This is a genomic window from Nocardia arizonensis (genome assembly GCF_001310275.1).
GTDB lineage: Bacteria > Actinomycetota > Actinomycetes > Mycobacteriales > Mycobacteriaceae > Nocardia > Nocardia arizonensis.
Genome location: NZ_LGYZ01000090.1, coordinates 25718 through 46976, shown reverse-complemented (window position 1 = coordinate 46976; position 21259 = coordinate 25718). Strand labels below are relative to the sequence as shown.

The 21259-nt window shown below is 64.9% G+C and carries 17 protein-coding genes; 11 read left to right on the top strand and 6 right to left on the bottom strand.

Features of this window, described 5'->3' with window-relative positions; genetic code table 11:
* Positions 1-137: 137 nt before the first annotated feature.
* The 6 genes from rsmG to rpmH all read right to left on the bottom strand — a co-directional run bounded on the left by rsmG (position 138) and on the right by rpmH (position 3787).
* Positions 138-914, bottom strand: coding sequence for a 16S rRNA (guanine(527)-N(7))-methyltransferase RsmG (gene rsmG, locus APZ21_RS22065; RefSeq protein ID WP_082393356.1), 777 nt, complete (start codon positions 912-914; stop codon positions 138-140).
* 117 nt (positions 915-1031) lie between these two features.
* The gene (locus APZ21_RS22060) at positions 1032-1583 is read right to left on the bottom strand and encodes a Jag family protein (RefSeq protein WP_054815205.1); all 552 of its coding nucleotides are present in this window, start codon (positions 1581-1583) and stop codon (positions 1032-1034) included.
* A 107-nt stretch (positions 1584-1690) separates the two neighbouring features.
* Positions 1691-2794, bottom strand: coding sequence for a membrane protein insertase YidC (gene yidC / locus APZ21_RS22055; protein WP_054815204.1), 1104 nt, complete (start codon positions 2792-2794; stop codon positions 1691-1693).
* 4 nt (positions 2795-2798) lie between these two features.
* Positions 2799-3161 carry a membrane protein insertion efficiency factor YidD gene (gene yidD / locus APZ21_RS22050; protein WP_054815203.1) on the bottom strand — a complete coding sequence of 121 codons (363 nt, stop codon included), beginning with the start codon at positions 3159-3161 and terminating at the stop codon, positions 2799-2801.
* The gene (gene rnpA, locus APZ21_RS33235) at positions 3158-3622 is read right to left on the bottom strand and encodes a ribonuclease P protein component (RefSeq protein ID WP_082393355.1); all 465 of its coding nucleotides are present in this window, start codon (positions 3620-3622) and stop codon (positions 3158-3160) included. The genes yidD and rnpA overlap by 4 nt, the downstream gene beginning before the upstream one ends.
* 21 nt (positions 3623-3643) lie before the next feature.
* Positions 3644-3787 carry a 50S ribosomal protein L34 gene (rpmH, locus tag APZ21_RS33230; protein ID WP_082393360.1) on the bottom strand — a complete coding sequence of 48 codons (144 nt, stop codon included), beginning with the start codon at positions 3785-3787 and terminating at the stop codon, positions 3644-3646.
* A 553-nt stretch (positions 3788-4340) separates the two neighbouring features.
* Here rpmH and dnaA point away from each other — a divergent pair.
* The 11 genes from dnaA (at position 4341) to APZ21_RS21990 (ending at position 21256) form a co-directional block, all read left to right on the top strand.
* A complete protein-coding gene (dnaA, locus tag APZ21_RS22040; protein WP_054815202.1) occupies positions 4341-6236 on the top strand; it encodes a chromosomal replication initiator protein DnaA in 1896 nt (631 codons plus the stop codon).
* Positions 6237-7048: 812 nt separating this feature from the next.
* Entirely contained in the window at positions 7049-8224 is a 1176-nt protein-coding gene (gene dnaN, locus APZ21_RS22035) for a DNA polymerase III subunit beta (protein ID WP_054815201.1), read from the top strand.
* A gap of 75 nt (positions 8225-8299) precedes the next feature.
* Positions 8300-9493, top strand: coding sequence for a DNA replication/repair protein RecF (recF, locus tag APZ21_RS22030; protein ID WP_054815200.1), 1194 nt, complete (start codon positions 8300-8302; stop codon positions 9491-9493).
* A 460-nt stretch (positions 9494-9953) separates the two neighbouring features.
* Positions 9954-10520: a DUF721 family protein gene (locus APZ21_RS22025; RefSeq protein ID WP_054815199.1), complete on the top strand. Its 567-nt coding sequence runs from the start codon at positions 9954-9956 to the stop codon at positions 10518-10520.
* 141 nt (positions 10521-10661) lie between these two features.
* Positions 10662-11564 (top strand): alpha/beta fold hydrolase, encoded by a 903-nt coding sequence (locus APZ21_RS22020; protein ID WP_054815208.1) that lies wholly within the window; start codon positions 10662-10664, stop codon positions 11562-11564.
* A gap of 319 nt (positions 11565-11883) precedes the next feature.
* The gene (gyrB, locus tag APZ21_RS22015; protein WP_054815198.1) at positions 11884-13938 is read left to right on the top strand and encodes a DNA topoisomerase (ATP-hydrolyzing) subunit B; all 2055 of its coding nucleotides are present in this window, start codon (positions 11884-11886) and stop codon (positions 13936-13938) included.
* A gap of 877 nt (positions 13939-14815) precedes the next feature.
* Positions 14816-16015, top strand: a complete 1200-nt coding sequence (locus APZ21_RS22010; protein ID WP_204249137.1) for a cytochrome P450 — start codon at positions 14816-14818, stop codon at positions 16013-16015.
* Positions 16016-16083: 68 nt separating this feature from the next.
* Entirely contained in the window at positions 16084-17160 is a 1077-nt protein-coding gene (locus APZ21_RS22005; RefSeq protein WP_162240374.1) for a polyprenyl synthetase family protein, read from the top strand.
* A gap of 207 nt (positions 17161-17367) precedes the next feature.
* Positions 17368-18834: a prenyltransferase/squalene oxidase repeat-containing protein gene (locus tag APZ21_RS22000; RefSeq protein WP_162240373.1), complete on the top strand. Its 1467-nt coding sequence runs from the start codon at positions 17368-17370 to the stop codon at positions 18832-18834.
* Complete coding sequence (locus APZ21_RS21995) at positions 18831-19799, top strand: terpene synthase family protein (protein ID WP_054815194.1); 969 nt, start codon at positions 18831-18833, stop codon at positions 19797-19799. The genes APZ21_RS22000 and APZ21_RS21995 overlap by 4 nt, the downstream gene beginning before the upstream one ends.
* A 59-nt stretch (positions 19800-19858) precedes the next feature.
* On the top strand, positions 19859-21256 hold the full coding sequence (locus APZ21_RS21990; RefSeq protein WP_082393354.1) for a cytochrome P450: 1398 nt from the start codon (positions 19859-19861) through the stop codon (positions 21254-21256).
* The last annotated feature ends 3 nt before the right edge of the window (positions 21257-21259 follow it).

The window sequence follows — 21259 nt, the reverse complement described above, 5'->3', positions numbered from 1 at the left end:
CTCACCTCGACCGTCAGCGGCTGCCCGCGATAGCTGAGCGTGAATTCGGCCTCGGGTAGCGCGAGATCAATTCGGCGTGAGCACGATGGAAACCACCGCCCCGTTCGGAAACGACGGTGGTGCGCTTCACCCGAGCGTCAGCCGCGGGCATCGCGCGGCTGGGTCCGGCTCACCTTCGATGACTTCGCCCGTCGGACAACCGCGGTTCCGTCGCGGCGGCGGGGGTGGCGTTCGGCGCGAGGGAGTCGTTCGGCGCTGATGACGACCGTGGGGGTCTCCAAGAGGGTGGCGCCGCAGCGGAGGACTTCGGCATTGCCGGCACCGGCGCGGGCCAGGGCCTCGCCATCGCGCTCGAGTTCCTCTACGGCGCTGACCCCTTTGAGGGCGAGCATTCGTCCGTGATCGCGGAGGAGGGGGAGGGACCACTGTGCGAGTTTGGCGAGGGGGGCGACGGCTCGGGAGGTGACGACGTCGGCGCCGCCCGCCTCCTTCAGGACGCCGGACTGTTCGGCGCGACCGCGTACCACGATGATCTCGAGTCCGGCGGATTCGATGAATTCGCTCAAGAAGATGGTGCGGCGCAGGAGCGGTTCGACCAGGGAGATGCGGAGGTCGGGGCGGGCGATGGCGAGGGGGATGCCGGGTAGGCCCGCTCCACTGCCGACGTCGACGACGCTCACGCCTTCAGGAATGAGCTCGCCAATGACGGCGCAGTTGAGAATGTGGCGATCCCAGAGCCGTGGCACCTCCCGGGGGCCGATGAGTCCGCGCTCCACGCCGGCCCCGGCGAGCGCGGCACAGTACCGGCGCGCGATATCCAATCGGTCGCCGAAGATGGCGGCGGCTGCGGCGGGCGGCTCCAGCTCGGCAGGCAATGCGGTACTTCCGCCGAGGTCTCGTTCCACGTGAAACATCCCTTTCCGAACTCGAGTCGATTTCCGGCGGCTCCGGGGAGTGGACCGAGTATGGAGAAGGCCCCTGGCCCGAAGACCAGAGGCCCATCCAATCACTCGCGGGGGAGCCCTTCGATATCAGGCGGGAACAACCACCACGTGACGGTTCGGCTCCACACCTTCACTCTCACTACTGACACCGTCGACGGCAGCGACCGCGTCGTGGACGATCTTGCGCTCGAACGGCGTCATGGGAGCCAGCGGTTCGGCCGCACCCGAGGCCAGCACGCGCTGGGCCGCGGCGGCGCCGAGGGCGCTCAGTTCCTCCCGGCGTTTGGCACGCCAGCCCGCCACATCGAGCATGAGCCGACTGCGGACACCGGTGGTCTGCTGTACGGCGAGCCGGGTCAACTCCTGCAAGGCATCGAGCACTTCACCGTTGCGGCCGACCAGCTTGGACAGATCACGGCCACCATCGATGCTGACGACGGCCCGGTCGCCTTCCACGTCGAGATCGATATCACCGTCGAAATCCAGCACATCGAGTAGCTGCTCGAGGTAATCGCCCGCGATCTCGCCCTCTTCGATCAGGGCTTCCTCGGTATCGGTCGCGACGTCGTCTGGATCCGGTCCGGCGTTCGCGATCGTCGTCGCCACAGTGGCGTCCCCTCCGTCGGTCTCAACAGTCATTTGATTTCCTTTATCTGCTCATCACGCACGCCTGACGATCGCCGCCGGGTGAACGCGATCAGGATGTTGCTCAGGAATCTGCCGGCCCCGGCCGGCGATGTACGCGGTCAGCGCCGCCGCTTCTGGTTGGCGCGGCCACGGTTGCCGGACCGCTTCTGATTTCCCGGCCTGCGCTGGCCCGATCCACGATTGACGTTCTTGGCGGTGCCATTCGTCGACGGCTGGGCGTCCTGCTCGACCTCGTCCTTGGCCAGTTCGACTTCATCGAGAGGCTCGGCGGCGGGAGGTTTCTTCTTCGTACTGACCGGTTTCGCACCCGGTTTCGGCGCGTTCTGAGCCCGCTGTTCGAGCTTGGCCTTCTTCTTCTCTTCTTCTTCCTTGGCCATGCGCCCGAAGACGAGGTGCTGCTGACCGTAGGTCCATATGTTGTTGGAGACCCAGTAGAGCAGGATGGCGATCGGCAGGAAGGGGCCGCCGACGAGTACACCGAGCGGGAACACCCACAGCGCCAGCTTGTTCATCAGCGCGGCCTGCGGATTGGCGGCCGCCTCCGGCGTCTGCCGCGCGACCGAGGCGCGGGCATTGAAGTGGGTGGCCAGACCGGCGATCACCATCAGCGGGATGGCGACGAGGGCGATGCTGAGCTTGGACGGGATACCACCGTGCGCGGCGAATGCCTGGAGTTCGGCGGTCGGCGTGGTGATGAAGGCCGAGATCGGCGCGCCGAAGATACGGGCGCTCAGGAAGGACTGGACATCGGCCGCGCTGAAGACATAGTTGGGGGTCGCGGCGTTCTGCTCGGGCGTCATGCCGAGCTGGCCGAAGCCGTGACCGGTGCGGTTGAACGAGCGCAGCACATGGAACAGACCGAGGAAGACCGGCACCTGGGCAAGGACCGGCAAGCAGCCCATGAGTGGGTTGAAGCCGTGCTCCTTCTGGAGCTTCTGCATCTCCGTCGCCATCTTCTGGCGATCGTTCTTGTACTTCTTTTGCAGTTCCTTGATCTGGGGCTGCAATTCCTGCATCTGCTTGGTGGTGCGCACCTGCCGCACGAACGGCTTGTACAGCAGCACACGCAACGAGAACACCAGGAACACCACCGCCAGCGCCCAGGCGAGCCCGTGGTCGGGGCCGAGGCCGGGGATGGCCGCGAAGACCCGGTGCCAGAACCACAAGATCCAGCTCACCGGGTAATAGATGAAGTCGAGCACGGCTCTATGCACTCCCGTCGTTCGTGTCGCCGATCACCGCGTGCGGCGATCCTTTACAAGCTTGTGGCGCCGACGTAGCGGGGTCGGCGACTGCCTCGGCCCCGGGGCGCACGCGGCGCTCGGGGACGGGGTCCCACCCACCAGGGTGCCAGGGCGCACATTTCGCCAATCGCACGACCGTCAAAACGAGGCCGACGATCAGGCCGCGGGTCCGCAGCGCGGTGACGGCGTACTCGCTACACGACGGGGTGAAACGGCAGACCGGCATGCGCGTGGGGGAGACGTAGGCGCGATACAACTCGATCAGGAAGATCAGCGACCGCGCCGGGAACCGCCCGACGGCCGTGACAGCGCCGCGCGCACTCACCGCCGACCACCCGATCCCGGGGCCACGGACGCCGCGTTCCGGGCGATGTCCGACGGGTGTGCGACCATTCCGAGCTTGCGCAGCGCGCCGCGGATCTGGAGCAGCAGTTCGGTCGAGTCGGCCTCGGCGGCGCCGGGCAGCGCGCGGATGACGATATCGGTGTCGGCGGGCACGTCCGGCAGCACCCTGGCGCACATATGACGCAGGCGGCGGGCCACCCGGTGTCGTATCACCGCGGAGCCCACCGCCTTGCTGACGATCAATCCGAATTTCGGTCCGCCGACACGAACCAACGATCCGACGTCGGCCGGATCATAGTTTCGTCCACCCGTGCCGCCGACCTGGCCGTCATCATGCCGCAGCGCGTGCACGACCAGGTCTCGCCTCCCGATTCGCTGGCCGCGGCGCACCGTCCGGGAGAAGTCGGCACGATGATGCAACCGATTCGGCTCAGGCAACACCCGAGCGTCCGGAAGCGAGCATCAGGCAGTGAGTTCGGTGCGGCCCTTGCGGCGACGCGCCGACACGATGGCACGACCCGCACGGGTGCGCATACGAAGGCGGAAGCCGTGAACCCGCGCCCGACGACGGTTGTTCGGCTGGAACGTCCGCTTGCCCTTGGCCACGGTCAACACTCCTCGAGTAGGTGGACGCCCAGGGCGCCCGAAGCTTTTGTCATTGATAGTCGGTCCTGGCGCACAGTTGGTCGGGAGACCTACGCGCGGTCAGCACAAGACCACCACCGCACCAAGGGGTGACTGTACGAGGGTACTGATCTGCTCTGACACGGTCAAACTCGGCCCCCGGTGTCCATGAGGGCCGTCCGATCCACATTCGATCGTGAGTTCGTCCACACCCCTATGCGCGTGTCGCCACGCCGACCCACACCCGTTGCCAGATGATTGCTGAAGAACCCCTGGTCGGGGCAGTGCACCGGGCGAATTCACGCATGTTTCACATTTCCCCAGAGTTGTCCACATCTGTGGATAATTGTGTGGAAAGACCCCTGGAATGGCATATTCGTAGGGCCGACGGCCCGCCACGCCGCCGCCCGGACGGGGGAATCCGAGCAGCGACCGAACCGGCTCACGGATGTACGCGCGATCACTGTATCGACCACCGACGGTAGACGACGCGTGCCCCGGCCGTCTATCGACCTACTTCCGGGGAGGAAACTGCATGGACGACGAGCAGAACGTGTTGGCCACCGTGTGGCCGGAGGTGATCGCTGAGCTCACCACAGGTTCGGCCGACGGGGCCATTCCCGCGGTGACCCGAGCGCAGCAGGCGTGGCTGAAACTGGTCAAGCCGATCACCGTGGCCCAGGGCTTCGCTCTGCTCTCGGTCCCTTCGTCGCTGGCCCAGGAGGCCATCGAACGCGATCTGCGCGAACCGATCCTGCGCTCGCTCGGCCGTCGGCTCGGTCCACAGGTGGAAGGTCTCGGTGTGCGCATCGCCGCGCCCGCGACCCCGACTCCCGAACGCGCCGCCGCGGCTCCCCGGCACGCGCGGATGACCAGCAGGCCCGAACGCACCCGCGATTCGCCCCGCCCGCTCTTACCCGAATACCCGGGACGCGGCGACTATCCGACACCGCGCTACGCCAACGGCGACTTCGCCGCCGAGTACCCGGGTCCGCGCGACTACACGCCCGCGCCGGAGTACTCGCCGTCTCAGGACTACGTCCCCGAATCCGAATATCCGGTGGACCACTACCCGACCAACGGCTTCCCGATATCGGATCGGTCCGATTACGCCGACCTTCCCGATATGCCACCGCCACGGCGCGAGGGCGGTCCCGCTCCCCGCCGCGAACCGGGGCCACCCGGCCAGGAATCGCTGTTCACGCCGGAACCCGGGCCGGGGCCGATGCGCGGACCGGGGCGCGGTCCGATGCACGACGACGACCTGGCGACCGCGCACGAGTCGGTGCGCGAACCCGACCCGGCGGGTCACCGCGACGACGAGCCGGTGGTGAATGTCCGCAACTCCTGGCCCACCTACTTCACCCAGAAGGGCCAGGAATCCACGACGCCCGCGCCGTCCTCGGCGAGTCTGAATTCCAAATACACCTTCGAGACCTTCGTCATCGGCGCCTCCAACCGCTTCGCGCACGCGGCCGCGGTCGCGATCGCCGAGGCACCCGCGCGCGCCTACAATCCGCTGTTCGTCTGGGGCGCTTCCGGTCTGGGGAAGACCCATCTCCTGCACGCGGCCGGGCACTACGCGCAACGGCTGTTCCCGGGGATGCGGGTGAAGTACGTGTCCACCGAGGAGTTCACCAACGACTTCATCAACAGCCTGCGCGATGATCGCAAGGTCGCTTTCAAACGCCGATACCGCGAGACCGACATCCTGTTGGTCGACGACATCCAGTTCATCGAGGGCAAGGAAGGCATCCAGGAAGAGTTCTTCCACACCTTCAACACGCTGCACAACGCGAACAAGCAGATCGTAGTGTCCTCCGACCGGCCGCCCAAACAGCTGGCGACGCTGGAGGAACGGTTGCGTACCAGGTTCGAATGGGGCCTGATCACCGATGTGCAGCCGCCGGAGCTGGAGACCCGCATCGCGATCCTGCGCAAGAAGGCGCGCATGGACCGTCTCGACGTGCCGCACGACGTGATGGAGTTGATCGCCAGCCGCGTCGAACGCAATATCCGCGAACTCGAGGGCGCGCTGATCCGGGTGACCGCCTTCGCCTCGCTCAACGGCCAGCCGCTCGACCTCTCGCTGGCCGAGGTGGTGCTGCGCGATCTCATGCCCGAGACCGCCGCCTTGGAGATCAACGCGGCCACGATCATGGCCGTGACCGCGGAGTACTTCAACACCACCCTCGAGGAGCTGACCGGTCCCGGCAAGGCCCGTCCGCTCGCCCAGGCGCGACAGATCGCCATGTACCTGTGCCGCGAACTCACCGATCTGTCGCTGCCCAAGATCGGCCAGGCATTCGGCCGCGATCACACCACGGTCATGTACGCCGAGAAGAAGGTCCGCAAGGAGATGACCGAACGGCGGCGGGTGTACGACCAGGTGCAAGAACTCACAGCCCGAATCAAACAGCGCTCGCGCTGATCTCTATCCACATTCCGGCACCGCCTCTGACCAGGGGCGGTGCCTTTTTGTGGGCTGTGGATTCCTCGAGGAATCCCTGTGGATTCCTCGAGGAATCCCTGTGGACTCCTCGAGGAATCCACAGGGTTGTCCACCGATTCGTCCACAAGAAGGTCGGATGTGTTCGTACACAGGACTCACAGGCCGATATCCACACCATCCACAACAGGATTCACACACAGGTGCTGACCAGCGCACTCACGAAGTTGTTCTTGTGGATTCCTCGAGGACTCCTTGTGGAGTCCTCGAGGAATCCACGGGCTATCCACGGATCGGTGCACAGGTGTGAACAACCCGGTGAATCCGGTGGAACAACTCGAGGAGTACTCGAGGATGAACGGTGGACAGATTCCGAACCTCCACAGACGCCTCCGGTTCATCCTCGAGTCACCCGCAGGTCATCCACATGGCACCACACCGTGTGACCTGGGAAAACCGGTGCAGTCCACAGATTCCACAGCGCCTACTACTACTTCAGTTCTTCTCATTAGAGATCTCTTTTCAAAACAGGGTGTGTGGAAAAGTCCGTCGGGACCCTCGGCGGCCGAGTCGGTCGCCACCAAGGCAAGGAGGCGAGCGGTCCCGCGTCACGCGCGCATCCGGCCGCGGCGCCCGGACAGCGGGTCGGACTATGACCTGGCGACCTACGCGGGTACGGTTTGGTGTCGGTCGCCTATGCAAGACTTTCGGAAGCAGGCGATCCAGCACTTCCCTACGAGAACCACGCTGACGAGCCGACACGGATCACGGAACTGGGAGAGGACATTCGGGCGATGGAGCTTGCAAGCATGAAGTTTCGGGTCGCCCGAGAAGATTTCGCCGATTCCGTCGCGTGGGTCGCGCGCAGTCTGCCCTCGCGTCCGCCGGTTCCCGTTCTCGGCGGCGTACTGCTGGTCGCGAGCGAGGAAGGGCTGACGGTCTCCGGTTTCGATTACGAGGTCTCCGCGCAGGTGCGCGTAGCGGCGGAGGTAGCCGGGCCCGGCGAGGTACTGGTCTCCGGTCGCCTGCTCGCCGACATCACCAAGGCGCTGTCCAACAAGCCTGTGGATGTCTCGGTGGACGGCACCCGCGTGCTGATCACCTGCGGCAGCGCGAAGTTCTCTCTGCCGACCATGCCCGTCGAGGACTATCCACAGCTGCCCGAGGTGCCGCGGCAATCCGGCGAGCTCGGTGTCGATGTCTTCTCCGAGGCGGTCGCCCAGGTGGCAGTGGCCGCGGGCCGCGACGACACCCTGCCCATGCTCACCGGTATCCGGGTGGAGATCGAGGGCTCACAGGTCGTTCTCGCCGCCACCGACCGCTTCCGCCTCGCGGTGCGTCACATCGAGTGGAAGCCCGCCGACAACGACATCGTGACCTCGGTGCTCATCCCCGCGCGCACGCTTTCCGAAGCGGCCAAGACACTCGGCCCCTCCGACGCACCGGTGCAGTTGTCGCTCGGTACGGGCGCGGGCGCCGATGGTCTGCTCGGCATCGTCAACGCCGGTCGTCGCACCACCACGCGCCTGCTCGACGCGGAATTCCCCAAGTTCCGCCAATTGCTCCCCAAGGAGCACACCTCCATCGCGACCCTCACGGTGTCGGCGCTGACCGATGCCATCAAGCGCGTCGCGCTGGTGGCCGAACGCGGTGCGCAGGTTCGCCTGGAGTTCTCCGGTGAGGGCCTGCTGCTGTCGGCGGGCGGGGACGACGCGGGGCGGGCCGAGGAATGGCTCGAGGCCGACTTCCGCGGCGAACCGCTGACCATCGCCTTCAACCCCGGCTATCTGCTCGACGGGCTCTCGGCCCTGCACGCCGACCGGGTCACGTTCGGATTCACCACTCCGAGCCGTCCGGCCGTCCTGCTGCCCGCGGGCGAGGCGGAACCGGAGGTGCTCGATTCCGGCGCCTTCGCCGCGCTCGCGAGTCCGTACATCTACCTGTTGATGCCGGTCCGGCTGCCGGGCTGAGAATCCCTGTGCCGCAGCGGGTTCCGTGGGGGCCTACAGTCACACGCGACATTCTTCGTATGACGGGGTAGGCGCATGTTCGTCCGCGAGTTGTCGCTGCGCGACTTCCGTTCCTGGGAGCACGCCGAGATCGAGTTGTCCACAGGTCGAACGGTCTTCCTGGGGGCGAACGGCAACGGCAAGACCAACCTGCTCGAGGCGATCGGCTATCTGGCCACCCTCGGCTCCCATCGGGTGGCCGCCGACGCGCCGCTGATCCGCATGGGCGCGGACCGGGCGCGGATCGGCGCGACGGTGGTCAATAACGGTCGTGAGCTGCGTATCGACCTGGAATTGAATCAGGGCAGCGCCAATCGCGGGCAGATCAATCGCTCACCGGTGCGCAGGCCGCGTGACATCCTGGGAATTCTGCACACGGTGCTGTTCGCACCCGAGGATCTCGCGCTGGTCCGCGGCGATCCCGGCGAGCGCCGTCGCTTCCTCGACGAGTTGTGCACAGCCCGGCTGCCCAGACTCGCCGCAGTGCGCGCCGACTACGACCGGGTACTCAAACAGCGCTCCGCCCTATTGAAAACCGCTGGGCGACAGGCCAGATCGTCGCGAGAACTGAGCACGCTGGATGTGTGGGACGGGCATTTGGCCGAGCACGCCTCGATGCTGCTGGCCCAGCGGCTGCGGCTGGTCCACGATCTGTATCCCTATCTCGCACAGTCGTATCGGTCGATCGCACCCGAATCACGGCCCGCCGCAATCGGTTACCGCAGTTCCTATTTGCCGCGGGAATATCTCGATCCCGCCCGTGAGCCGAGGGTCGACGATCCCGAGGCGCTGGCGGCCGCCGTGCTCTCGGCGCTCGCCGCGACCCGCACGCGGGAGCTCGAACGCGGGGTGTGCCTGGTCGGTCCGCATCGCGACGATCTCGAACTCGTGCTCGGCGAGGCGCCCGCGAAGGGGTTCGCCAGTCACGGCGAGTCGTGGTCGTTCGCCCTTGCCCTGCGACTCGGCGCGTTCGAACTGCTGCGCAACACCGGCGCGGAACCGGTGCTGCTGCTCGACGACGTCTTCGCGGAACTGGATCGGCGCCGACGCGCGGCGCTGGCGGAGGTGGCTGCGGGCGCCGAACAAGTGTTGATCACCGCGGCGGTGCCGGAGGACGTCCCCGCCGAACTCGATGCCACACCGATCTCGGTGGAGATGACCGGTGACGCCGCGCATCGGATCTCCCGGCTCGCCGGGATCGAGATAGTCCGACCCGTCGGTGCAGATTGACCGGCGAATCTATACACAGAATCGGCCTTGTTTATCCACATCTGGGGATGACCAGGAACCGACCCACAGCATGTTGTGCCCGCCGCCGGACCGAGCGGCATCCCGGCGCGATTCGCGGCATCGGACATTTACGCGCCGGAAACCGCGACGCGCGGGCCGTGGAACGAACACTGTCGCCGTACTCCCGTAAAGTCTGCCCGATGATTCGCCCGCGCCGGTTATCCACACATGCTGTGGATAACTCGGATCGCGCAACGGATCATGCGAGGTCGACCCGGGTCGCCGGACCGTCACGGGCACCGCGAGAATCCGCGTGCGACCGGCCCGAACGCATGTTCGAGCGACATCGCCGCCGGGCCTCCGACCACGGGAATCCGGTCGGAACCGACCACGCGACAACTGGGGACAAAGTAGGTGGAACTGGGGACAACTCCCCGGTGTGGGTGAACGGAGCGAGCCGATGACCGATGGGTCGGAGCGGAGCGCGGGGGCGCAGGGGCCGGGGGCGGAACCGGAATTGCGCGGCATCGACCTGGCTCGTCGAGCCCTGGAAGAGGCGCGTGCCGCGGCCAAGGCCAGCGGTAAGTCGGTCGGCCAGGGCCGGGCGTCGCCGCGGCGGCTGCGCACCGGCGCGCGACGGCGCAGCGGATGGTCGGGCGCGCGTCCCGACGACCGCGATCCACAGCTGCTGTTCGCCCTCGCCGGGTCCATCGCCAAGAGCCGCGGTTGGTCGAACAAGGTCGCGGAGGGGATGGTGTTCGGTCGGTGGCCCGCGGTCGTGGGCGAGGACATCGCCTCGCACGCGTCACCGGTCACCCTCGCCAACGGCGTATTGAGCATCGCCGCCGAATCCACCGCTTGGGCAACCCAGTTGCGCATGTTGCAGGGCCAGATCCTGGCGAAGATCAACGCCGCGGTCGGTCAGGGCGTGGTGACCTCCCTGAAGATCTCCGGTCCCGTCGCGCCGAGTTGGCGCAAGGGGGAGCGGCACATCAAGGGTCGCGGTCCGCGCGATACCTACGGCTGAGCCCTGGTTAATACCCGGTACTGGGTGTTACGTTTATTTCGGGCTCGCGTGGGTTTCACGTGGAACGCCCTCGACCCGCTGTCGCGTACGGAATGCCCACGGCGCGGTTCGGCCGAACGATCCGTGCGGAAGGTGCATTCGATGACGACAACAGGTCCATTCCCCGCGGACCCGACCGCCACGGTTCGCCGCGGCGATATCGACCTCGCGGTCTTCGAGGCGGGTGACCCCGCGGGCGCGCCCGTCGTCCTCCTTCACGGTTGGCCCGATACCCACGTGCTGTGGAATTCCGTCGCCGAGGATCTGGCCGCGAACCACCGACTCATCGCCTTCGACAATCGCGGCGCGGGACTCAGCACGGTTCCCGTCGACGTCGCCGCCTACCGCATCGAGGAACTCGCGGCCGACGTCCTTGCCGTCGTGCGGGCAGTGTCGCCCGACCGGCCCGTGCACGTGCTCGGACACGACTGGGGTTCGGTGATCGGTTGGGAACTCGCCGCGACGGTCGCGCCCGGCGGACCCGTCGCCTCCTTCACCTCGGTCTCGGGTCCGAATCTGGATTTCCTCGGCGCGTACCTGCGAGGGCCGTTCTCTCTCGATCGCCTGCGCGGCACGGTGACCCAGGGCATCGCCTCCGCCTATACCGTCGCCTTCCAGATTCCGGGTCTGCCGAATCCGGTGCTGCGCCGACTGTCCGAACACTGGCCGCGTTTCCTCGCGCGCTTCGACGGACTCGATCCCGCGCTGGTGCATACCGCGCCGACCCTGCGCGCCGATATGGTCAACGGCCTGTCGCTGTATCGCGCGAATATCCGTGCGCACCTGCGCCGTCCGCGTCCGCGCCACGTCGAGATCCCCGTGCAGGTGATCGTCGCCGCCGGTGATCGCGCGGTCCGGCCGGTGGTGTACGCCGAGGCCGACCGCTGGGTCAGCGATCTGAGCCGCGTCGATATCGCCGCCGGTCACTGGTCGCCCATGTCGCATCCGCGGGACCTGGCCCGACTCACGGGGGACTTCGTCGCGAGGGTCGGTCAGCCGGCCTGAGCGCCGCAGGCACGGCGGTGATCACCGGACCCGGCGGCGCTACGGCCTCATCGCTCGGTCAGCTGAATCAAACCTGGATTCGGCTGACCGGACCCGTCGCGAGTCGATTTCTCTCAGCCACGGAGCCGTCAGGGGTGTCGTAGGTGCATCGTGATTCGGGCTTACCAGTAGGATGGTGGAGTAACTAGCGGCGAACCCTTCGGCGCGTTCGGCACAGCACGCGCGTGGACCTGTAACTGTCGGCTTACCGATACCGGGCTCCACCTGTGCTCGTCCCTTCGTCGCGCCGGGATCAGCAAGTAAGGAGAGCTACCGACCAGTGGCTGCCAAGGACTCCAATGAATCGGGCTCGACCAAAGCGACCTCCGGTAAGCAGGACTACGGTGCTTCCTCCATCACGGTCCTCGAAGGGCTCGAAGCGGTGCGCAAGCGCCCCGGCATGTACATCGGTTCCACCGGTGAGCGCGGCCTGCACCATCTGATCTGGGAGGTCGTCGACAACTCCGTCGACGAGGCGATGGCGGGTTACGCCACCAAGGTCGAGGTCACGCTGCGCGCCGACGGCGGCGTCGAGGTCGTCGACGACGGCCGCGGTATCCCGGTGGGGATGCACGCCCAGGGTGTGCCGACCATCGAGGTCGTCATGACCCAGCTGCACGCGGGCGGCAAGTTCGACTCCGACTCCTACGCGGTGTCGGGCGGTCTGCACGGTGTCGGTATCTCCGTGGTGAACGCGCTGTCGACGCGGCTCGAGGCGGAGATCGACCACGACGGTTACCACTGGACCCAGCAGTACAAGGACGCCAAACCCGGCAAGCTGATCCAGGGTGAGCCCACCGACAAGACCGGCACCACCATCCGGTTCTGGGCCGATCCCGATGTCTTCGAGACCACCACCTACAACTTCGAGACGGTGTCGCGCCGCCTCCAGGAGATGGCGTTCCTCAACAAGGGACTCACCATCGAACTCACCGACGAGCGTGTCTCGGACTCCGACGTGTCCGACGAGCTGGTCAGCGAGACCGCCGAGGTGCCCAAAGACGCCGCGTCCGAGGCCGCGCCCGCCGCGCACAAGGTCAAGACCCGGACCTACCACTATCCGGGCGGCCTGGAAGAGTTCGTCCGCCACATCAACCGCACCAAGCAGCCGATCCACAACTCGGTCGTCGGCTTCACCGGCAAGGGCCCCGGTCACGAGCTCGAAGTGGCCATGCAGTGGAACGCCGGATACACCGAGTCGGTGCACACCTTCGCCAACACCATCAACACCCACGAGGGCGGCACCCATGAAGAGGGGTTCCGCGCGGCGCTGACCACGGTGGTGAACAAGTACGCCAAGGACAAGAAACTCATCAAGGACAAGGACGGCAACCTCACCGGCGACGACATCCGCGAGGGCCTGGCCGCCATCGTGAGCGTCAAGGTCGGCGAGCCGCAGTTCGAGGGTCAGACCAAGACGAAACTCGGCAACACCGAGGTGAAGTCCTTCGTCCAGCGGACGTGTAACGAGCACCTCACGCATTGGTTCGAGGCCAACCCGGCCGACGCCAAGACGATCGTGAACAAGGCCGTGTCGTCGGCGCAGGCCCGCGTCGCCGCGCGTAAGGCGCGTGAACTGGTACGCCGCAAGTCGGCCACCGACCTGGGCGGACTGCCGGGCAAGCTGGCCGACTGCCGGTCCAAGGATCCGAGCAGATCCGAGATCTACATCGTCGAGGGTGACTCCGCCGGCGGCTCGGCCAAATCCGGTCGCGACTCGATGTACCAGGCGATCCTGCCGTTGCGCGGCAAGATCATCAATGTCGAGAAGGCCCGTATCGACCGCGTACTGAAGAACAACGAGGTCCAGTCGATCATCACGGCCTTCGGCACCGGTATCCACGACGAGTTCGACATTGTCAAACTGCGTTATCACAAGATCGTGCTGATGGCCGACGCCGACGTGGACGGCCAGCACATTTCCACTCTGCTGCTGACCCTGCTGTTCCGGTTCATGCGTCCCCTGGTCGAACACGGCCACGTGTATCTGGCGCAGCCGCCGCTGTACAAGCTCAAGTGGCAGGGCAAGAACGCTCAACCGGAATACGCCTATACCGACGCGCATCGCGACCGCTTGGTGGCCGAGGGCCAGGGACGTGGCATGAAGATCGACTTCGACAATGGCATCCAGCGCTACAAGGGTCTCGGTGAGATGAATCCCAAGGAGCTGTGGGAGACCACGATGGATCCCGAGGTGCGGACACTGAAGCAGGTATCACTCGATGATGCCGCGGTCGCCGATGAGATCTTCACGATTCTCATGGGAGACGATGTGCCGCCGCGTCGCGAGTTCATCGTCAGTCATGCGCGAGACGTCCGTCTGCTCGACGTCTGATTCGTTGTCTTCAGCAGGTTGTCGTATCGAGTGACCACCATCGGTGCCGCCGGGTTCGGCGGCGCCGATGGTGGCGGCGAATATGTTGGAGCACAGTGGGGGTCGGCGGCCTACCCTGTACGGATTCGACGCGGGGGTCCGTGCTGCGTGTCGAAAGATCGAGCTACGGAACCGTTTTCGGCCGCATAGGCCGGCGGGGTGTGGTGTAGGAGTTGGACACTACACGAAAAACGTTGTGGGCGTGTCGAATTTCAAGATTCTGATTTCGCGGTAGATCGGTGTATCGCGTGCGGAGGTAGCTCAGCGCTTGAACATCGACTATCCGTCATGTGTATTCCCTTGCCCGGCAAACGGTCCGCGATATGACCGCAAACTCTGGCGGTGCTGGGAGAATTCGGACCGGTCGTTATGTGTGAATATTTCGAGAGACCAGTCGGTCCCCAAGTTTACTGAACTCGATCAGCGCGAGATCCGCGCGTCCGAGAATGTGCGAACCGAGCACGTCTGACCTGCTCATTCGCGGGATCGTGTGGTGGCCTTGCGGTGTGGTTGCGCGGACGGACCCGCTTCGGACCCTTGTTGACAACGACCGGTCTGTGCGCTTCCATCAATGAGACAGCAATATCCGGTCCGCGCTGACGCGGAATCTCCGAGTGGCTCAAATTTTTTCGCGGGGAGAATTCCCGCAGGGGGAGACTCGCTTCGTTCTGTGAAGCGTCTCGTGTCAGTGTGCATTGCCGCACAAAGCCGATTTACGGGTTTACCCGTACTCCCCTGAAACCGCTCTCCGCGGCGATATTACGAGCCATTCGGAACGGAAGAAGGAGAAGCGACTCCAATGACCGGCACCGAAACCGCTTTCCCGCAATACAATCTCATGTCTCCCATGAAATATGTGGATGCCATGGATCAACTTCGCCGGCTGCGGGAACAATCCCCGATTGCCTGGGTTCCCGAGCTGAACGCGGCACTGCTGACCAGGCACGGCGACATAGTCGGTGTCCTGAAGGACCGGAGGATGGGACCGGCGAACCTCACACAAGGTATGCGCCTGCTCCCGCCGGATCAGCAGCAGGAACTGCTTCCCCTGCGCACCGCGGTGGACAAGTGGATGGGTCACACCAAACCCGACGATCATCAGCGTTTCATCCGGTTGCTGCGGCACTTCTTCACCCCGGGCGTGGTCGAGTCCTTCCGGCCGCGGGTGCGCGAGATCACCAACGAGATGCTGGACGCCGCTGAGCGATTGCCGGTCGTCGACCTGGTGTCGACCATCGCCTATCCGCTGCCCGCGGCCGTCATCTCCGAGATGCTCGGCGTTCCGACGGACAACAAGGAACAGTTGCTCGCATGGTCGGCCGACATCTCCGCAATCGCGGAGATCGTCAGTTTCGATCGTTTGAGCAGCTGTCAGACCAGCCTGCTCGAGATGCAGGACTATATGCTCGAGTTGCTGAGAGAGCGCCGGGCCGCACCACGCGACGACCTGATCAGCATGTTCGCCAAGGCCGAGAGCGAAGGCGTCGTCGACGAGTCCGAGATCCTCTCCAACTGCGTCATGCTGCTGTTCTCCGGGCACGAGACGACCGGGGGTTTGATCACGAACGGCCTCGTTCAGCTGTTCGAGAACCCTGATCAGATGGAATTGCTGAAGTCCGATCCGGAACTCACGCCCGGCGCCGTGGAGGAGATGCTGCGCATGGCGGGACCGGCGTCGGTGATCTCCCGCGTCAGCGAGGAGCCCGTAGCCGTGGCCGGGCACGAGTTCTCCGCGGGGCAGCAGTTCCTGCTCGCGCTGAACGCGGCGAACCGGGACACCCAGGTGTTCAGCGATCCCGAGACGTTCGACGTCACGCGATCGCCGAATCCGCACATCGCATTCGCCACCGGCCTGTTCCACTGCCTCGGTGCGGCATTGGCCCGTATGGAGGGCGACGAGTTCTTCCGTATTCTCCTCGCCAGATTCCCGGATGTGCGGCCCGCCTATGACGAGCCCGATTGGCAGCCGACCTTCCTCATCAGTCGGCGACTGAAGGAATTGCCGATCCACCTGACGGCACCGTCGGCGCGGGGCTGAGTCCGCGTCCTGCGCGGCGAGCGGCCAGGGGAATACGAATGCGTATCGCAGATGTACCGGAATCGCGTTTGATCGCCGAGATCGATGAGAGCGTAGGACGTTTCTCGCGACAGGCGTGGCACATGATGGACACTGAATTGCCCTGTGAGCTGGACCGTCTGATCATCGATCAGATTACCGCCCCGGGAAAGCGGATCAGGCCGGTGTACTGCCTCTACGGTGCGACGCACGACCCAGACGTCGAAATCTCCGACGAGTTACTTGGTGTCGCAGCGTCTTTGGAGCTGTTCCATTCATTCGCGCTCATACACGACGACATCATGGACAAGTCCGAAACACGCCGGGGACGTCCGAGCCTGCATGTCGCGATCCGTGGGCGGCTCTCACTCGAGTCGACGTCGCTCGATCCGGAGAGTCGAGCCGAGAGCCTCGCGATCTTGGCCGGAGACTTGGTGCTGGCCTGGGCCGATTGGCTGTTCACCGAGTCCACCGCGGGCTTCGGTGCGGACGTGAAAGCCGCGGCGCGACGAGTGTTCGACATGATGAAGATGGAGATAGTGACGGGCCAGGCATTGGACGTTCGATATGAGCGCTCGCCGCTGCTGACCCCTGATATCACAAGTCGCATAGTCGAATTGAAGACCGCGAGGTACACGTTCGTTCGCCCGATGCAGATCGGTGCGGCACTGTTCGGACATGAATCGGTCGCCTTCGATCGGTGCCGCGAGGTCGGCACCCATCTCGGTGCGGCGTTCCAACTCAACGACGACCTGCTCGGCTCCTTTCTGTGCGGGGAGGAGTCCGGCAAGTCCTCCAGTTCGGACATCGAGGTCTGCAAACCCACCGAGCTGCTGCGATACATGCTGGCCAACGCCTCCGACGAGGATCGTGGCATCACCGACATCATCACCCGTCCCGGCGACGAAAAGCTGTCCCCGGACGAAGTCGACGCCGTTCGCGGTCTGATGCTGAAGACCGGCGCGGTTCAGCACGTGGTCGATCGGATCAAGCACGAGACCAGGCTCGCGTCGCGAGCGGTCGACACACTGGACGTGCCGACCGAGGTGAAGAACCGGATGCACGCGTACTGCAATCGCATTTTCGCCAGTGCGGAGACGCACGCGTCCACACTCGCCGCGGCGTAGGCGGTCGCCCTCTATCACCGCTCGCAGGCCGAACAACCAGATCCCGCCGCCTGCCACCGAGATCGACAATAGGAACTGGGAATGTTGCTGCACGATCGCGTCAAGTACGGACTCCGAACTCTGTTCGGCGAACTCACGAACAGCCGACAGGTCGATTTCAGTCCGTCACCGTACGAAACCGCACAATACATAATCCATCGGCCGAGTGTGTCCGAGCCCGGCATACGTTTCATCCTCGGTAGCCGGCAGGCCGACGGATCGTGGGGGACAGCGGGTTACGCCCTTGTCCCGACATTGGGCGCCGCCACCGCACTGCTCGCGTATCACGAGCGGACCGCGGTGGAGGATGCCGAGGTCCGGCGGCGCGCACTGCTGGCCGGGTTGCGCTGGCTGACCGACGCCTTCACATCGGAGTCCGCCGAACTCGACCTGCCCGATACCGTCGCCTCCGAGATCCTGGTGCCGAGTCTCGTCGAATCCATTCGGCGACAACGCGAGTCACCGTCCGACCGGGAGGTCGCTGATGCCGTCGACGCCTTCCTTGCGGCCAGTGACCGAAGGCAGGTGGGCGAACAGGAGAAGTTCGCCGTATTGCGGTCCTACGTCAGCGAGGGAGCGGAACTCCCGAAGAAGGTCTGGCACATCATCGAAGCGCTCGAGCCGATAGGTCCCGCTGCGGCGCGGCGCATCACGCCGGACGGCGGTGTCGTGGGTTGCTCGCCCGCGGCGACGGCTCTCTGGCAGAAAGAAGCGGAATCCGACGATCTCCACGTGACGAATTACCTGGGAGAGGTGGACAAGGCCATCGACAGCGGTGTTCCGATGGGCGCCTCGATGCGTTACTTCGAGATGCTGTGGGTGTTGATCTTCGCCGCGCGTGCCGGTTTCGCCGCCGAGGTCCCGGAATCGTTGCTGGACGAGATCGACAGGGAGTACGACCGAGAGACCGGTATCGGTGGCGGTGACGGTCTGCCGACGGACGCGGACGACACGTCCTTCGCGATCATCGCGACACACGGAACCCACCGCGCGCTACCCCTCGAACCGCTGCTGCGATTTTGGACCGGAACCCACTTCCGTACCTACAGCTATGAGCGCACCTACTCGGAGACCACCAACGCGCATGCCCTCGAATGCCTTTCGCTGATGTCGGCCACCATGTCCGACGATCGGATCGGCGATATCGGAAGAAGCGCCCGTCGATGGCTGGTCGAAAAACAACACACCGACGGCTACTGGTTCGACAAGTGGTGCATCTCGCCGTATTACGCGACGGGAGAATGTGTTCGCGCCATCGTCGCCGCCATGACGTTCGGCTCGGATCCCGAATCGGATATCGCACTGCTCACCGCGATCGAATGGATGTTGTCCACCCAAAAACCCGACGGCAGTTGGGGGATGGGGCAGGAGGGTACCGCGGAGGAGACGGCGTACGCGGTGCTCGCACTCGACGTCTTTCTGCGGAGCCTCTCGTCCGACAGCGTCTACGTGACGAAGGTCCGTTCCGCGATCCAGCGGTCGACCGAGCACTTGGTCGCCGAACCGTCGAGCGACTTCCCCGCGCTCTGGATGGGAAAGGACCTGTACGCGCCGCGGCGTGTGATCCGCGCCGCCATCCTCGCGGGCATCGCCGTCGCCGACAGATACGCGCGAATGGAGGCGAGATCCGCATGACCGTTGTCGACAATGACGCCTTGACCCCCGCTCGAGCGTGTCCCTACCACTTCGATCCGAATCCCAACAGCGCGCGCACCGCCGAGCTGTACCAGGACATAATCGGCCGCTTGGGGCTGAACGGGCATGACGGCGCGCACGTGCTGGGGTCCGCGGTCAATATCGTCGGTGCGGCGGCGATGGTCTATCCCGCCGTCGACGAGGACACATTGCTCGCGGGCGCTCTGTGGATAGCGACGCTGATCGTGAACGACGATCGGTGGGACAACGTCGGAACGGCGGCGTACACACCGGGTCAGGTCGAGCGAGCGCTGCATCTCATCGAACGCGGAGCACACGACGCTCGAGCGTTGCAGCGCGAGGATGACGATCCGTTCGCCGGGTTGCTCGGCGCGACGATCCAGGCCATCCATCGCGTCGCGGGCGCCCCCGCGACGGCCCGTATCGTCCGGGAAATCAAGAATTCTTTTCTCGGCATGCATTGGGAGCGCAAGTTGAATCCCAAGGACCTGGGATTCTCACTGCATTCCTATCTCGCGGTGCGGCGGCTCTACTCGACAATGAACGTGCAGGTGCTGCTCGACAGGTGTTTCAACGGATCGCCGCAGATGGTCATCGAGGACGACGATCCGATTATCGGATGCATCGACGAGATAGTATGCCGCTTCGGTGCTTTGGCCAACGACTATTACTCGTGGCACCGGGAGAAGCAGCATGTCGACGCCTCGAATGCCGTCGGACTGCTGATGCACACGGAAGCGCTGAGTGAATCCGACGCACTCACACGGGTCGCGCAACTCAGCGAACAGGCGATCGCTGATTTCACGAGCATCGAAAACGCCATCGAGAACGATGTGTCGCCCCGAACGCGGGGCGCGGAAATCCTCGCGCAATTCGACGTGCACAAACCGCTTCTCGCGGCGGCGGCGCGGTGGCCCGAGCAGACATCGCGATACGACGTGTGACCGATGACCCCGAAACGTAGCCGTGAATTGATGACCGTGGACGAGAGGACAGAAGTGTCATGACCACATTAACCGATAAGCCCCGCACGGATACCAGCGACGATGCCGTGGTCGGCCGCGAGGCGCCGACCATGCCCGGCGCGCTGCCGCTGGTCGGACATATCCCGATGATCGCGCGATCCCGGTTCGACCTCATCGACCGGGCGAGCACACAGGGACCAGTGTGCAAAGTACTCCTCGGCCCGCATACGGCGTACTTCGTCAATGACTACGCACTCCTGGCGGAGGTGCTGGTATCCGACGCCTCGGATTTCGTGCGCGGTGTGCACTTCGAGAAGATGCGGAATATCGTCGGAAATGGCGTCGTCACCACGTCCGGCGATTTGCACCGTAAACAGCGTCGCGTGCTCCTCCCGTCGTTCACCCAGCGGCGGTTGGAGATTCAGATGCCGATCATGCGGCGGATCATGGCCGACTTCGTTTCGACCTTGCCCGAGGGGACCCCGCACGACATCATGGAGCCGCTGCTCGCGGTTGGTTGCGATATCAGCGCCTCTTCGCTTTTCGGCGAGGACGTGCCGGCGGACAAACTCGAGCTGATCCGCCAGGGTATCCCAGTGTTCGTGCGGAATGCCGCGATTCACGCTCTCGACGTGACGGGAATGTACAAATACCTCCCGACGAAGTCGAACCGAGATTTCAAGCGGCTTCTCGGCGCATTCGACGACTATGTCTTCGACGTCATCGACAAGCGGATGGCCCACGGACCCACCGGCCGAGCGCATGATCTGCTGGACACACTGGTGACCGCGCGCGATCCGGAGACCGGTGAGGCGATGTCGCGGCAAGAAATTCGCGATCAGGCGGTGACGATCCTCTTCGCCTCCACCGAGACGACCGCGAACACGATCACCTGGTGTGTCTACGAGCTCGCACGCCATCCCCGATGGGCGGAGGTGTGCCGTTCGGAGATAGCCGAATTCGGTGGCGCCGACGGCGGCATATACGACCTTCAGATCGGGCGCAACGATCTGCCCACCATCAAACGGTGTCTGATGGAGTCGTTGCGACTCTATCCGTCGTCGTACCTGTTGTCCCGGCAGGCGAAGCGCGATCTCGTCCTCGGAGGATTCCGTATCCCCGCGGGAGCGACGATCCTCTACTCGCACTACGGCCAGCAGCGAAACGAGGACTGGTTCAGCCACGCCGACGAGTTCGATCCGCAGCGCTGGTCGGAGGAGAACACATCCGAGGTGACGCCGAAGGCATACATGCCCTTCGGTTTCGGCGCGTACCGGTGCCTCGGGGAGACCGTGGCGACCATCGAATCGATGTACTGCATCGCCATGCTGTTGTCCGAATGGAACGTATCCCTGGCCCGTGGGTCGGCGCCCGCGATGAACGGGAACATCACGCTGTCCCCCAGAAACCTCGAGTTCGTGTTCACCAGGCGGTAGGAC